The sequence below is a fragment of the Spongiibacter sp. IMCC21906 genome (genome assembly GCF_001010805.1).
Taxonomy (GTDB): domain Bacteria; phylum Pseudomonadota; class Gammaproteobacteria; order Pseudomonadales; family Spongiibacteraceae; genus Spongiibacter.
On sequence record NZ_CP011477.1, the window covers coordinates 2,137,129 to 2,150,692 of the forward strand.

A 13,564-nucleotide genomic window follows, 5' to 3' on the forward strand; every position below is an offset into this window, starting at 1 on the left:
TTTAGAGATGCTTATTTGGTCAACGCTTTAAGTTTAGCGCTCAGCTTGTGAAAAAACCGGTGTTTGCTGCCCGCAGAATCAGAGCTTAAAAAGTTAATTTGTATCGAACGTCGGGTTCCTTCATAAGAGGGATAGCCATGCCAGCAGTTATCGGTGACTTTAAATGCCACTAAACTGCCCGGTCCCGGCGCGATCTCTTCCACAAAATCGTTCATATCTGAACCGCCGTTTAAAATCCGCAGCCGACCTGTGTCTGCGCTCCAGCTTTCATTTAAGTAAATTAATACTGTGACCAGCTTGGTTTTGGAATCCGTATGCATGCGGCCATCTTTTGCCCGTGAATAACCCCGCAAAGTCATCATAATGGGGCGATCCTTCAGATCGATATCGAGCTTTTCTGACAGTAGCTGTCGAAATTCGGGAGAGTCTAAATCTTGTAGAAAATCCTGAAAATCGGCTTGGATCTGCACGTCGTCAATATTAAAGCTGCCCCCCTGAGTGATGTCTGGAAACGCTTCAATGACCTTTTTAACGCCAGCGGGCAACAGGGATGCCTCAGACGTAAAATAGGGAAAGGGCTGTTGTTTCACTTCGGCATTTTTCAACGCCGGGATATCAATTAGTTGAGCTGTTTGAGTCACAAGGGGTCCTTTTTTTAAAACTTAATCGCTTCTATTGTTATATTAATACTGATGAAGGTGTACACACCTACGATACCAGCAAACGCTGGCACAGTGGCCTGGAGATACTATGAATTATTACAGCCTTGAGAAGCTTATTAATCTTTATGATGGCTATCGCAAGCTGTTTAAAATTGATAACCATAACCTGCTATTACTACAATTGGACGGTCAGCGATATTTAATAGAAAGCCGTTGCCCCCATCGCGGCCACGCTTTGAGCACCGCAGATATGGAGGGTGATCAGATAGTTTGCCCGCTGCATGGTTATCGATTTGATCTGCGCAGTGGTGCGTTGCAGCATTTTACCGAAGAACCCTGCCGGTCGTTAAGACGCTATGATATCGTCGATAGAGATAATGAACTGGGAGTCGTTCTGGATAACTGAGCCGTATCCCAGTCAAAGTACTGATGTCAGGCTTGGTTACTTGGTTAATGCTAAAAACATTTGCCGGTGGGGAATGCCTGCATCCATAAATACCTCACCGCGTGGCACAAACCCCAGTTTTTCGTAAAAACCTAGGGCATGGCATTGGGAAGATAAGGTTAATTCCCGTATTCCCTCAGCTTTGGCCGTTTGAATGCAAGCCTGCAACAAGGCCTTTCCCCATCCCTGACTTCGGTACCCGCTTAAAACTGCCATACGGCCGATTGAACCATCGTTGAGTAGGCGCAGGGTGGCAATGTACGTGGTGGTTTCGCCAATTGAATTTTGTAGCAGCCAGTGTCGGGCTGTTTGGTCGTGTTCATCCAGTTCCATCTCCACCGGAACACCTTGCTCGCGGACAAACACCTGATAGCGGATATCGGTAAGACACTGGTGATGAGTGGTCCAGTTGGTTTCAATGATCTTCACATGACGCCCGTTGTTTTCGTTTTAACCTTGATCATCATCGCCTGTCTGCTCGGCTACGAGCAGTGTGCCACGCTCATAAAGCCGGTATAGCAGCTCTTGGGGGAGTATGTGCACTGGCACATCGCTGCCGGGTTCTAAACGGCAAAATGCCTGCAAACCGTCCTGATAACTGGCCGGTAGTGTATCGCTTTCTCCATCTGCAAATAGCACCTTGCCGTGAAATGCCAGCCGGGCTGTTAATGCAAGTACCAAGGGCTGTCGCGTTATCGTTTTATAAAACTCAGTCTCATTCAGCTCCGCAGGCTCGGCCTCAGGCGGCCGATGGGTCATTAATCTGCCAAACCAGTTGGCAAGAGTGTTGTCGTCCTCAAGGGCCGATGCCATGAGTTGCCGGGCTTGATTGATGGCATTAGCATCAATCTCGCCGCAGTGCTGGCCCGCATTGAAACTGGGATCACGATAACGCCGCGCAGAGTCGCCTTGCTCTGCAAGATGTTCGGCAAAGTCCTGTAACATTTCGGTTTGGGAGGGCGCCCGAAACCCCACTGACAGCGTGATGCAATCGTCACTTTCGGCTATTCCCCAGTGGGCACAACCCGGCGGAATATACAGAATATCGCCGGGGTTGAGCAGGTATTCCGCTCGGCTGTCAAAATTGCAAAGCAACCGTAAGTCAGGGTTGTTTTGCATTGGCGTGGTGCCGTCACAATGGGGACCAATTTTCCAGCGCCGCTGGCCTTCACCTTGAATCAGAAACACATCGTATTGATCAAAATGAGGGCCGACATTGCCGCCGGGAGCGGCGTAACTGATCATAATATCCTGCTGGCGCCAGCGAGGCAGAAACCGAAAGCATTGGTTTAATTCGGCTACCTCTTCAATCCAGTGATCAACACTCTGAACAAGGAGCGTCCAGTTTTGAGGGGGCAGGGTGGCAAAGCGCGCCTCCTCAAAGGGGCCGGACTCCAGTTGCCAGTTGCTGCCATCTTGAATAATCAGACGACTGTCGATGTCTTCTTCACAGGCCATGCCAGCCAAGTCGTCGCCATTAACTGGGCAAACAAAGTCTGGCAGCGCCTGCCGTATTAAAACCGGGCGGCGCTGCCAATCGTTGCGGAGAAAACCCTCAACATCAAAGTTTTGCAAAGACACTAAATTCGCTTTGCCTGTTCAATGGCGTTGCCGATGTAGTTGGCGGGGGTTAATGCACGCAACCCCACTTTAGCTTCTTCGGGAATGTCCAAAGACTCGATAAATGGCAGCAAACTTTCTTTGGTAATGGTTTGGCCGCGAGTCAATGCTTTGAGTTTTTCATAGGGCTCTTCGACACCGTAGCGACGCATCACGGTTTGAATGGGTTCGGCTAAGACTTCCCAACTGTTATCCAAATCTTCGGCAATCCGGCCAACATTAATTTGCAGTTTGCTTAAGCCTTTTAACGTAGCTTGGTAGGCAATAAAGCTGTAAGCAAAACCGACGCCCATGTTTCGCAGTACGGTGGAATCAGTGAGATCCCGCTGCCAGCGAGAAATCGGCAGCTTTGCGGCTAAGTGACCCAGTACGGCATTGGCAATGCCGAGATTGCCCTCGGAGTTTTCAAAGTCGATGGGGTTCACTTTATGGGGCATGGTGGAGGAGCCTACTTCTCCGGCAATGGTCCGCTGTTTGAAATAGCCCAATGAGATATAGCCCCAAATATCCCGGTCTAAATCGATCAAAATCGTGTTAAAGCGAGCAATGGCGTCAAACAATTCGGCAATATAGTCGTGGGGCTCAATTTGAGTAGTGTAAGGGTTCCAGCTTAGCCCCAGCGCCGAGATAAAGCTTTGGGCGTTAGCTTCCCAGTCGATTTCAGGATAGGCCGACAAATGTGCGTTGTAGTTACCCACGGCGCCGTTGATTTTACCCAGCAGTTCAATACTGGCAATGACCTCGCGTTGGCGGCGCAATCTAGCAACGACGTTAGCCAGTTCCTTGCCCATGGTAGTTGGGCTGGCAGTTTGGCCATGGGTGCGGGACAGCATGGGAACTTCGGCAAACTCCACCGATTGGCTCGAAAGTTTGTCAATAATGTCGTCGGTAAAGCCGAGTAGGCTTTGGCGGCCTTCGCTTAGCATCAGGGCATGAGACAGGTTGTTAATATCTTCTGAGGTGCAGGCAAAATGAACAAACTCTGACACCGCAGCCAACTCTGTATTGCTAGCAATCGCTTGTTTAATAAAGTATTCGATAGCCTTAACGTCGTGGTTGGTGGTGGCCTCGATATCTTTTACTTTCTGGGCATCGGCTTCGGAGAAGTTCTCTACCAAGGTATTTAAAATGTGGTTTGCCTCGTCGCTCAAGGCGGGCACTTCACTGATACCGGGGTTTGCGGCTAGCTGCTGTAACCAGCGAACCTCGACAATCAAGCGGCAGCGGATCAATCCGTATTCACTAAAAATCGGTCTAAGGCTTGCGGTCTTGCTGCCGTAGCGGCCGTCAACCGGTGAAATTGCGGAGAGTGCTGATAAGTCCATGGTGTCTACCTATTACGAAGGGCTAATTACATTGAGCAACTGAGGAAAGGCGGCAATGATACCCGAGTCAGTGGCGAATTTCAGTGTTGAGCATCTGCTTGGTTTGCTCGAATAAGCGGCCGCGCTGAAACAACAGCACCCAGCGACTGCCGCCAGACTGGTGCCATAGAAATGCGGACCGCACGGCGGCTAATAAAAGCGCCCGTATTTTGGCAGCGTTATGACTGCTTTGCAGCTGCTGAGCACTACCGCGAATTTGCAATCGGTAAGAAAATTTGGATAGTGTATCTTGATAAATAGCCGCAAGAGATGTGCATAAGCTACTGATATCACTATCATCGAATTCGGTTTTCTTTGCCGCATGTTGAAGGCGGTTAGCCATTAAGGACGTCATATCCCGATCATTGCGGAGTTTTTTCTGCAGGTGCATGACCCCCATAGAATATCGCAGGATATTTTGTTTTTCGGCGTAGTCATTGCCGCTGAGAATATCTCTAAGGCTACGCAGACCAAACTCAAGATTGTCTATGCCGCCAAAGGCTTGCTCGGCATTTTCGCTAGAAAACGCAAACAGACTGTTGATAGAGGCCTCCATCGCTTTGGGCTCGGCTTGGCCGGTGCGGGCAAGCTGGTCAACCAGACCCGCAGCTTGAATCAGCCCGGCAAGGGCCAGGGTGCGGTTGCGCCACTGTTGCTGCTGCATAGTTTGATCAGCCATGTTGTTGGTCTGCTGCCTCCTGAAGCTGTCCCGCTTCGATAACGCCACCACCCAGGCACACCTCATCGATGTAAAAAACCACCGATTGGCCGGGAGTAATGGCTCGTTGGGGCTGGTCAAACTCAACCCGATAGCCGTCGCCATTCACGCTGATGGTACAAACTTGATCGGCTTGACGGTAGCGGGTTTTGGCTTTGCAATTTAATGGCAGAGCTGGGCGGCTATTAATCCAGTGGATGTCTTTGACATCGAGGGCGTCTTTAAACAGTGCCGGATGCTGGCTGCCCTGAGCGACAATCAGTACATTTCGAACTAAGTCTTTTTCAATTACATACCACGGCTGGTCACCAGCCCCCGCCACGCCACCAATTCCCAGCCCCTGGCGTTGACCAATAGTGTGGTACATCAAACCGCTGTGCTCGCCCATCACTTGGCCGTCGGTGTTTTCGATAACACCGGGCTGGGCGGGAAGGTATTGCTGCAAAAAATCTTTAAACCGCCGTTCGCCGATAAAGCAAATGCCAGTGCTGTCTTTTTTGTCGTGAGTAACCAAGCCGTGTTGCTCTGCGAGTTCTCGCACCCGCGGTTTTTCCATTTCACCAATAGGGAAGAGGGTTTTGGCTAATTGGGCTGCGCCGACAGCATGCAGAAAATAGCTTTGGTCTTTGTTGTTGTCCAAACCTTTTAAGAGCTGGGTTTTGCCCTCTTTTATGCTGTTACGGCAATAGTGGCCTGTGGCAATGCCATCAGCACCCAGCATAAGGGCATAGTCCAAAAAGGCTTTAAACTTGATCTCGCGATTACAAAGAATATCGGGATTGGGCGTGCGACCCGCTTGGTATTCTGCCAAAAAGTGCTCAAATACATTGTCCCAGTACTCGGCGGCAAAATTGGCGGTATGCAAATGGATGCCCAGCTTATCGCAAACAGCTTGGGCATCGGCGAGATCGTCTTTGGCAGTGCAATATTCGGTGCCGTCATCCTCGTCCCAGTTTTTCATAAACAGGCCTTCGACCTGATAACCCTGTTGTTGTAGCAACAGGGCTGAGATGGACGAGTCGACGCCACCGGACATCCCCACAATAATGCGGGTGTTTTCTGGCGTATTTTCGCTAACTGCGATCATGCTGTTTTACTTCCAAAATCATTAACTTAAAACCACTATCTCAAAACATCATCGACAGCGGATAGCGATGCCCGGCAAGGTAGCGCTCTAAATTATCCAGCACCAGAGGGCTGCGAAGCATTTCTTTACGCTGCCGAACGTCGTCGACACTGAGCCAAAGCACGTCTTTAATATCTGTGTCTAAAAGGGATTCGGGACAAAATGCCAACGGTCTGCCAAAAAAACAGCTGCGGTGATAGGTGACGCCATTGCCAGGCGTAACGTACAAGCCCATGCCCACCACACCATCAATCGCTACTTGCCATTGCGTTTCTTCCAGCGTTTCTCGCTGGGCGGCTTCAATCAGGGTTTCCTCGGCCTCAAGATGGCCGGCTGGTTGATTAATCACCCGCTTACCATTTGCCACTTCTTCGACAAACAGAAATTTGCCGTCGTTTTCGATGATGCTGGCCACGGTGACGTGTGGATACCAAGTCATGGTACTTCCCCATGTGCTCATTAAAGGTCCGATTGCTCAAACCCCATTGAAAATGTTCGCCTGAAAAGCGAGGGATTGTAACAGCGTCAGGGCTTTATGGCCTACTGCGACGATTTCGGTGGGGGAGACGAGTACGCGAACCAAGTCGTTTCGGCTTTTTTACTGCTGTTCTCGTCGCCGACGACGCGATCAGTGCTGGTGGCACCGGTGCCCGGCAGTGCTCACCCGGCGACAAGTCTGTTAAATCCCAGTCGCCAATTTTTGCGCGGATTAAGCGCAGGGTAGGAAAGCCAACTGCTGCGGTCATGCGTCGCACCTGACGATTTCGGCCCTCAGTAATGGTTAATGATAGCCAAGATGTGGGGATTGCGGCGCGATAGCGTACTGACGGATGCCGCTGCCAAAGCCCAGCGGGCTCGAGTATTTTTTCGGCTTTTGCGGGCTTGGTAAGACCGTCTTTTAGCGTGACGCCATTTTGTAACGCAATTAAGGCAGCATCAGTTATTTCACCCTCTACCTGTACCCAATAGGTTTTGGGTAGTTTAAAGCGCGGGTCACTTATATGCTGCTGAAGTCGGCCATCAGCGGTCAGCAGAAGCAAGCCTTCTGAGTCAAAATCTAGCCTACCGGCTGGATAAATCTTAGGGATCTTGATGTAATCGGCCAGAGTCAAACGGCCATCAGCTTCGCTGAATTGGCACATGACTTGGAAAGGCTTGTTAAATAAAACAATTTCGCTCACAGGAAAATACTGCCATTCATGGAAGAAATTCGACTATAAAATGGTATAATGCCGCGCTTTTTGGATTTTCGAGAGCCGGATTGTACCACTCGTGAGTGGCATCTCGGGAAGCAAGCGAAGTTCCTCAACTAATAAACCATGGAGTCAAAAATGGGATACCAACATATCAAGGTACCTGGCGAGGGCGAGAAGATCACCGTCAATACGGATCTCTCCCTGAACGTACCCGATCGGCCAATTATTCCTTTTATCGAAGGTGATGGCATCGGGGTCGATATTTCTCCGGTAATGATTAAAGTCGTCAATGCCGCCGTTGAAAAAGCCTATTCAGGCAAAAAAGCCATCAGCTGGATGGAAATTTACACAGGTGAAAAAGCTGCTGAGCTGTATGACGGCGACTGGTTTCCCGCCGAAACACTGGATGCGATCAAAGAATACGCCGTGGCGATTAAAGGCCCACTGACCACACCAGTTGGCGGTGGTTTTCGTTCTTTGAACGTAGCATTGCGTCAAGAATTAGATTTGTATGTTTGTCAGCGCCCGGTTCGCTGGTTTGAAGGCGTGCCTTCACCTGTTAAAGAGCCCGGCAAAACCAATATGGTGATTTTCCGGGAAAACTCCGAAGATATCTACGCTGGTATCGAATGGAAAGCGGGCACTCCCGAAGCTGACAAAATGATCAACTTTATGCAGGAAGAGATGGGCGTTACCAAAATCCGCTTCCCGCAAAACTGTGGTATTGGTGTTAAACCAGTATCTGAAGAAGGCACTAAACGCCTTGTTCGCAAAGCAATTCAATACACCATTGACCAAGACCTGCCTTCGCTGACCATCGTTCACAAAGGCAACATCATGAAGTTCACCGAAGGGTCTTTCAAAAACTGGGCATATGACCTGGCTATGGAAGAGTTTGGCGCTGAGCTGCTAGATGGCGGTCCTTGGGTCAAAATGAAAAACCCCAACACCGGCAAAGAAATCATTATTAAAGACGTGATTGCAGACGCCATGCTTCAGCAAGTATTGCTGCGTCCAGACGAGTACAGCGTTATTGCAACGCTAAACTTGAACGGCGATTACTTGTCAGACGCATTGGCGGCACAGGTGGGCGGTATTGGTATTGCTCCCGGCGCCAACATGAGCGACAACGTGGCCTTGTTTGAAGCCACCCACGGCACGGCACCCAAGTACACCGGCCAGGACAAGGTTAACCCCGGTTCGTTGATCCTGTCGGCAGAAATGATGCTGCGCCATATGGGTTGGAATGAAGCTGCGGATTTGATTATCAATGGCATGAACGGTTCGATCCAAGCCAAAACCGTCACCTATGACTTTGAGCGTTTGATGGAAGGGGCCACCCTCCTGAAGTGTTCGGAGTTTGGCGATGCGATTATTAAGCACATGGCTTAATCGCTTCGTAAAGGTACGACAAAAGCCGCCATCAAGGCGGCTTTTTTGTAACTGACAGAAATCGTGAGAAACTAGCGTTCGGGGTCGTCTGTCGTAATACTTGTGGCATGCAGGCCTTTGGGGCCTGGCTCGGCATCAAAACTCACCGATTGACCGGCTTTTAGCGTTTTATAGCCTTCCATTGAAATCGCCGAGTAGTGGGCAAAAACCTCTTCTTCACTGTTTTCTGAGAGGATAAAGCCGTAACCCTTGGCATTATTAAACCATTTGACAACACCGTTTTGCATAGAAATAGACCCGCAACTGTCGTTATATTTATTGTGAAACAGCGCCTTACCCTTGTTTTTGGTCGGCGCCAACCCCATTTTTTAAAACAGGATGGGGGTTGTCGTCAAGTAAAGCTTTGCCCCTGCACAAATTGGTGCATTTCCCTATTGCTAAGGCGCGAAGGGGTGATAAGCTCAAATTAACAACGTAGTGAGATTATGCAGTCTGATATCTACAACATGAGTGAAGATCACGACGAAGACCATAGCGGTGGTACCGCGATTGAGACCGCCAAGCCGGAGCTCAAAAAGCCACCACTGTATGTCGTTGTGTTAATGAACGACGATTACACGCCGATGGAGTTCGTTGTTGAAGTACTGGAAGATTTTTTCTACATGGATCGTCAGAAGGCCACGCAAGTGATGCTGACGGTACATACAGAGGGCAAAGGTGTCTGCGGGGTATTTACCCGGGATATCGCCGAGACCAAGGCGGCCCAAGTTAATCAATATGCCAGAGATAGCGGTCATCCGCTGTTGGCTGAGATTGAAATGAGCGAAGCGTGAATGCTGTTAATTGAGTAGAGGCGGAGCAGGCGATGTTGAGCAAAGACCTAGAAACCACCTTAAGTCAGGCCTTTAAATCGGCCCGTAATCGCCGTCATGAATTTATGACGGTGGAACATTTATTGTTGGCCCTGGCTGACAATGATGCCGCCGTTAAAGTCCTGCTGGCCTGCGGCGCAGATTTGGTCCAGCTCAAGGGCGACCTTGATGAGTTTGTCGAAGCGACCACACCGCGCATTCCCGATGAAGATGCCGAGCGCGATACGCAGCCAACGCTGGGTTTTCAGCGGGTACTGCAGCGGGCTGTATTTCATGTGCAGTCCTCAGGCAAGCAAGAAGTTACCGGCGCCAATGTGCTAGTCGCGATATTTAGCGAACAAGAAAGCCAGGCGGTGTACTTTCTGAAATCCCAAAATGTAACCCGCCTCGATGTGGTGAATTACATCACCCACGGCATTTCCAAAGTGTCCGGCAGCGAAGGCAGCGCCGAATCTGACCAGCAAGCCGAACAAGAGGCTGACGGCGGTGATCCTGAGCAGCGACCACTGGAAAACTTTGCCACTAACTTAAATGAAGAGGCCAAAATAGGTCGTATTGACCCGTTGATTGGCCGTGCCGATGAGGTAGAGCGGGTTGCACAAATATTGACCCGTCGTCGCAAAAACAATCCTCTGTTGGTAGGGGAGTCCGGGGTAGGTAAAACCGCCATTGCCGAAGGTTTGGCAAAACGTATTGTTGATGGTGATGTGCCCGAGGTGCTGTTAAACAGCGTGGTTTACTCTCTGGACATGGGCGCCTTGCTGGCGGGTACGAAATATCGTGGTGACTTTGAAAAACGCCTCAAAGGTTTGCTTGCCGATTTGAAGAAGCGGGAAGGGGCAATTCTCTTTATTGATGAAATCCATACTATTATCGGCGCCGGTGCAGCCTCCGGTGGGGTAATGGACGCGTCAAATCTGCTTAAACCCCTACTCAGCTCCGGACAAATGCGCTGCATTGGTTCAACGACCTTCCAGGAATACCGCGGTATTTTTGAAAAAGATCGGGCCCTTAGCCGCCGCTTTCAAAAGGTAGATGTCAACGAGCCCTCAGTGGAAGACACCTTCCTGATATTGAAAGGTCTGCGCTCTCGCTTTGAGAGCCATCACGACCTGCAATATAGCGATGCCGCTTTGCGCACCGCAGCTGAGATGTCAGCTCGCTATATCAATGACCGCTTCTTACCAGATAAAGCCATTGATGTCATCGATGAAGCAGGCGCATATCAGCGTCTGCAGACCAAAGAGAACCGAATAGAGCTGATTGATGTGCCGCAGATTGAGGCCATTGTCGCTAAAATTGCGCGAATTCCACCAAAATCAGTGTCCAGTGATGACAAGGCTTCGCTGGCCAAGCTGGAAGATAATCTGAAAATGGTGGTGTTTGGTCAAGATCAGGCCATAGGGGAATTAAGCGCATCCATCAAGCTGGCTCGGGCTGGTTTGAAAGCGCCCGATAAACCCATTGGTTCATTCTTGCTAGCGGGCCCCACGGGTGTGGGTAAAACAGAGGTGTGTAAGCAGCTCGCCCAGCTATTGGGGCTTGAGTTGGTACGGTTTGACATGTCTGAGTACATGGAGCGTCACACCGTTTCTCGTCTTATCGGTGCGCCTCCGGGCTATGTTGGCTTTGATCAAGGTGGTTTATTGACCGATGCCGTCACCAAGCACCCTCATTCAGTAGTGTTGCTGGACGAGATTGAAAAAGCCCACCCCGACTTGTTCAACTTGTTGCTGCAGGTTATGGATCATGGCTCGCTCACGGATAACAACGGACGCACTGCGGATTTCCGCAATGTTATTTTGGTCATGACCACCAATGCTGGGGCAGAAAATATCAGTCGTCGCTCAATTGGTTTTACTGAACAAAATCATGCCACCGATGCCCTGGAGGCCATTAATCGTCTCTTTACTCCAGAATTCCGCAACCGCTTGGATAGCACCATTAGCTTTGCACCACTGGAAGCCGATGTAGTCTTGACGGTGGTAGACAAATTTCTTGTCGATCTGCAGGCTCAGCTGGATGAGAAAAAAGTGGTACTGGATGTGGACGATGATGCTCGTCGTTGGTTGGTGAAGCGCGGCTATGACAAGACCATGGGTGCACGGCCAATGGCGCGTGTTATTCAAGAACACATCAAAAAACCCTTGGCTGAGATGGTCTTATTTGGTGATCTCGCTGAAGGCGGCACCATCCACGTCAGTGTTGATGGCGATGGGCTTGAATTACATGCCGAAGTTGCTGAAATGGCCGTAGAGTAAAGTGAGATCGTGGCCGTATTCTACGGCCACAGAAAAACCCACGCGGCCTGGGCGGCGTGGGTTTGCAAAATTACAATTTGGAAGATAGAAAGGGCGGGAGTTTAACGACCGCGGAAGGTAATACGGCCCTTGGTAAGATCGTAAGGGGTCAATTCAACCTTCACCTTGTCACCGGTCAGTATGCGTATATAGTGCTTGCGCATTTTGCCAGAGATATGGGCAGTTACAACGTGGCCATTTTCCAGACGTACCCGGAAGGTGGTATTGGGCAAAGTATCGATAACTTCGCCTTCCATTTCTATCTGGTCTTCTTTCGCCATTCGGCAATATTCCTCACTAAAAATTCTTTTGCGATTGCTGCGCCGCCGGACATGGCGACTAAGAAAAAACAGCGCGCATTTTGCCTGAATTCATCTTAATAGGCAATTTGTAGCGACACATCTCTTTGGGGTACAGCTATTAATGAATCTGCTTAGTTCAGGCGAACCCAGCGATCACTCATATAAAGTTCAATGGGGCGGTAATCTGTTTTGTAGCGCATTTTTGCACACTCGCGAATCCAGTAGCCCAAATACACATAGGGCAGCTGTAATTCTCGACAGTATTGAATCTGCCACAGAATCGCCATAACCCCCAAGCTGCGTCTGTCTGAGTGTGGATCATAAAAAGTGTAAATTGCCGATAAGCCATCATTCATAATATCGATAACCGCCACTGCCACCAGTTGTTCTTGCAAGTAAAAGCAGGCATAACGGCTAGGGGACACATTGTCACAAAGAAATTGCTCAAACTGTTCCCGAGATGGCGGATACATATCGCCGTCTTTATGACGAACATTAATATAGCGTTCGTACAGGGCGTAGGCATCATCTGGCATTGCGGTTCTGACACTGACTGTTAAATCATTGTTGCGGTTTTGGCAGCGACGCTGGTTTCGACTGGGCTTAAAAAGACTGGCGGGGATTCGGCTGGCGACGCACGCTTGGCAATTTTCGCAATCTGGCCGATAAACATGGCTGCCACTACGACGAAAACCGCGCTTGGATAATTCGGTATACAGCCGATTGTTAAAAGGCAAGTGGGGATCGACAAACAGCGTGCGAGCTTCTCTATCCTTGAAGTAGCTGCAAGGGTGGGGGTGAGTAGCATAGAGCTTGATGGATTTCTCTTCACTCATACTGCCATTTTCGCAACCTTGTCTTGAGACTGCCAGTGGTAGTTCCAACTACCTGCCTTAGCATAATTCACAGTGGCACACTGAGAGAGAAGCTGCTGAAATTGCTGCCGGGAAATCTCCTCCGCGCCCATCTCGAAGAGATAGGGATTGCCAACCTGACAGTCGATTAACTTAAATTGCTTTTCAATCAGCCAGTCACAAAGGGCACAGAGTGCAATCTTTGATCCGCTAGGCCCTAAACTGAACATAGATTCGCCAAAAAATACCTCGCCCAAGGCAATACCGTATAAGCCGCCGACTAAACTCGAACCTTGCCAAACTTCTACCGAATGAGCCCAGCCAGCAATATTAAGCTGGGAGTACGCCTCACGCATCTCATCGGTTATCCAGGTACCGGGGCGTTTGCTGCTGGTTTTTGCACATTCATTAATAACACGCTGAAAAGATCGATCACTGCTACAGCGATAATCTTCTTTACGCATTTGTTTACGCAGACTGCGGCTAATATGTAGCTTTTCGGGAAAGAGCACTGCACGCGGGCTGGGTGACCACCAAAGAATCGGCTGGCCATCTTCAAACCAAGGAAATATGCCGTGTTGATACGCTTCTAAAAGACGCGGTGTAGACAAGTCACCTCCTGCCGCGAGCAGACCTTGAGGATCGTCCAAGGCTGTCTCAACGGCAGGGAAGGCGAGGTCGGCTGGATCAAGCCAAGGAATTTGCGGCATTAA

16 protein-coding genes are annotated in these 13,564 nt (G+C 49.8%); 4 read left to right on the top strand and 12 right to left on the bottom strand.

Translation table 11 applies throughout. From position 1 onward, the window contains the following. Positions 1–11: 11 nt before the first annotated feature. Positions 12–641 (bottom strand): 2OG-Fe(II) oxygenase, encoded by a 630-nt coding sequence (locus IMCC21906_RS09805; protein WP_047012019.1) that lies wholly within the window; start codon positions 639–641, stop codon positions 12–14. A gap of 109 nt (positions 642–750) precedes the next feature. On the opposite strand from IMCC21906_RS09805, the gene IMCC21906_RS09810 reads away from it, so the two are divergent. After that, positions 751–1,068: a Rieske (2Fe-2S) protein gene (locus IMCC21906_RS09810; protein WP_047012020.1), complete on the top strand. Its 318-nt coding sequence runs from the start codon at positions 751–753 to the stop codon at positions 1,066–1,068. Positions 1,069–1,104: 36 nt separating this feature from the next. Here IMCC21906_RS09810 and IMCC21906_RS09815 read toward each other — a convergent pair whose 3' ends face one another. The 7 genes from IMCC21906_RS09815 to IMCC21906_RS09845 form a co-directional block, all read right to left on the bottom strand. After that, entirely contained in the window at positions 1,105–1,536 is a 432-nt protein-coding gene (locus IMCC21906_RS09815; RefSeq protein ID WP_047012021.1) for a GNAT family N-acetyltransferase, read from the bottom strand. Between the two features lie 21 nt (positions 1,537–1,557). Next, positions 1,558–2,688, bottom strand: a complete 1,131-nt coding sequence (locus IMCC21906_RS09820; protein ID WP_047012022.1) for a cupin domain-containing protein — start codon at positions 2,686–2,688, stop codon at positions 1,558–1,560. Beyond that, positions 2,688–4,052: an adenylosuccinate lyase gene (purB, locus tag IMCC21906_RS09825; protein ID WP_047012023.1), complete on the bottom strand. Its 1,365-nt coding sequence runs from the start codon at positions 4,050–4,052 to the stop codon at positions 2,688–2,690. Before purB ends, IMCC21906_RS09820 begins: the two co-directional genes overlap by 1 nt. Positions 4,053–4,119: 67 nt before the next feature. After that, on the bottom strand, positions 4,120–4,770 hold the full coding sequence (gene hflD / locus IMCC21906_RS09830) for a high frequency lysogenization protein HflD (RefSeq protein ID WP_052763479.1): 651 nt from the start codon (positions 4,768–4,770) through the stop codon (positions 4,120–4,122). Next, the gene (gene mnmA / locus IMCC21906_RS09835; protein ID WP_156166026.1) at positions 4,763–5,896 is read right to left on the bottom strand and encodes a tRNA 2-thiouridine(34) synthase MnmA; all 1,134 of its coding nucleotides are present in this window, start codon (positions 5,894–5,896) and stop codon (positions 4,763–4,765) included. The genes hflD and mnmA overlap by 8 nt, the downstream gene beginning before the upstream one ends. 40 nt (positions 5,897–5,936) lie before the next feature. After that, the gene (locus tag IMCC21906_RS09840) at positions 5,937–6,374 is read right to left on the bottom strand and encodes an NUDIX hydrolase (RefSeq protein ID WP_047012024.1); all 438 of its coding nucleotides are present in this window, start codon (positions 6,372–6,374) and stop codon (positions 5,937–5,939) included. Positions 6,375–6,468: 94 nt separating this feature from the next. Then, positions 6,469–7,116 carry a pseudouridine synthase gene (locus IMCC21906_RS09845; protein WP_082117437.1) on the bottom strand — a complete coding sequence of 216 codons (648 nt, stop codon included), beginning with the start codon at positions 7,114–7,116 and terminating at the stop codon, positions 6,469–6,471. Positions 7,117–7,266: 150 nt separating this feature from the next. Between IMCC21906_RS09845 and icd the strand changes: the two genes are divergently transcribed. After that, positions 7,267–8,523, top strand: a complete 1,257-nt coding sequence (gene icd, locus IMCC21906_RS09850; RefSeq protein WP_047012025.1) for an NADP-dependent isocitrate dehydrogenase — start codon at positions 7,267–7,269, stop codon at positions 8,521–8,523. A 71-nt stretch (positions 8,524–8,594) separates the two neighbouring features. On the opposite strand, the gene IMCC21906_RS09855 is transcribed toward icd, so the two are convergent. Further along, a complete protein-coding gene (locus IMCC21906_RS09855) occupies positions 8,595–8,810 on the bottom strand; it encodes a cold shock domain-containing protein (protein WP_052763628.1) in 216 nt (71 codons plus the stop codon). Between the two features lie 198 nt (positions 8,811–9,008). Here IMCC21906_RS09855 and clpS point away from each other — a divergent pair, with 198 nt between their 5' ends. Together clpS and clpA are read left to right on the top strand one after the other, a co-directional pair. Next, positions 9,009–9,356 (top strand): ATP-dependent Clp protease adapter ClpS, encoded by a 348-nt coding sequence (gene clpS / locus IMCC21906_RS09860; protein WP_047012026.1) that lies wholly within the window; start codon positions 9,009–9,011, stop codon positions 9,354–9,356. A 32-nt stretch (positions 9,357–9,388) separates the two neighbouring features. After that, positions 9,389–11,656 (top strand): ATP-dependent Clp protease ATP-binding subunit ClpA, encoded by a 2,268-nt coding sequence (gene clpA / locus IMCC21906_RS09865; protein ID WP_047012027.1) that lies wholly within the window; start codon positions 9,389–9,391, stop codon positions 11,654–11,656. 101 nt (positions 11,657–11,757) lie between these two features. Here the strand turns inward: clpA and infA are convergent, their stop codons facing one another. From infA to aat, 3 genes are all read right to left on the bottom strand, one after another. Then, positions 11,758–11,976: a translation initiation factor IF-1 gene (infA, locus tag IMCC21906_RS09870; protein ID WP_022957154.1), complete on the bottom strand. Its 219-nt coding sequence runs from the start codon at positions 11,974–11,976 to the stop codon at positions 11,758–11,760. 152 nt (positions 11,977–12,128) lie between these two features. Beyond that, positions 12,129–12,833, bottom strand: coding sequence for an arginyltransferase (locus IMCC21906_RS09875; RefSeq protein WP_047012028.1), 705 nt, complete (start codon positions 12,831–12,833; stop codon positions 12,129–12,131). Continuing rightward, complete coding sequence (gene aat / locus IMCC21906_RS09880; protein ID WP_047012029.1) at positions 12,830–13,561, bottom strand: leucyl/phenylalanyl-tRNA--protein transferase; 732 nt, start codon at positions 13,559–13,561, stop codon at positions 12,830–12,832. Before aat ends, IMCC21906_RS09875 begins: the two co-directional genes overlap by 4 nt. Between the last annotated feature and the right edge of the window lie 3 nt (positions 13,562–13,564).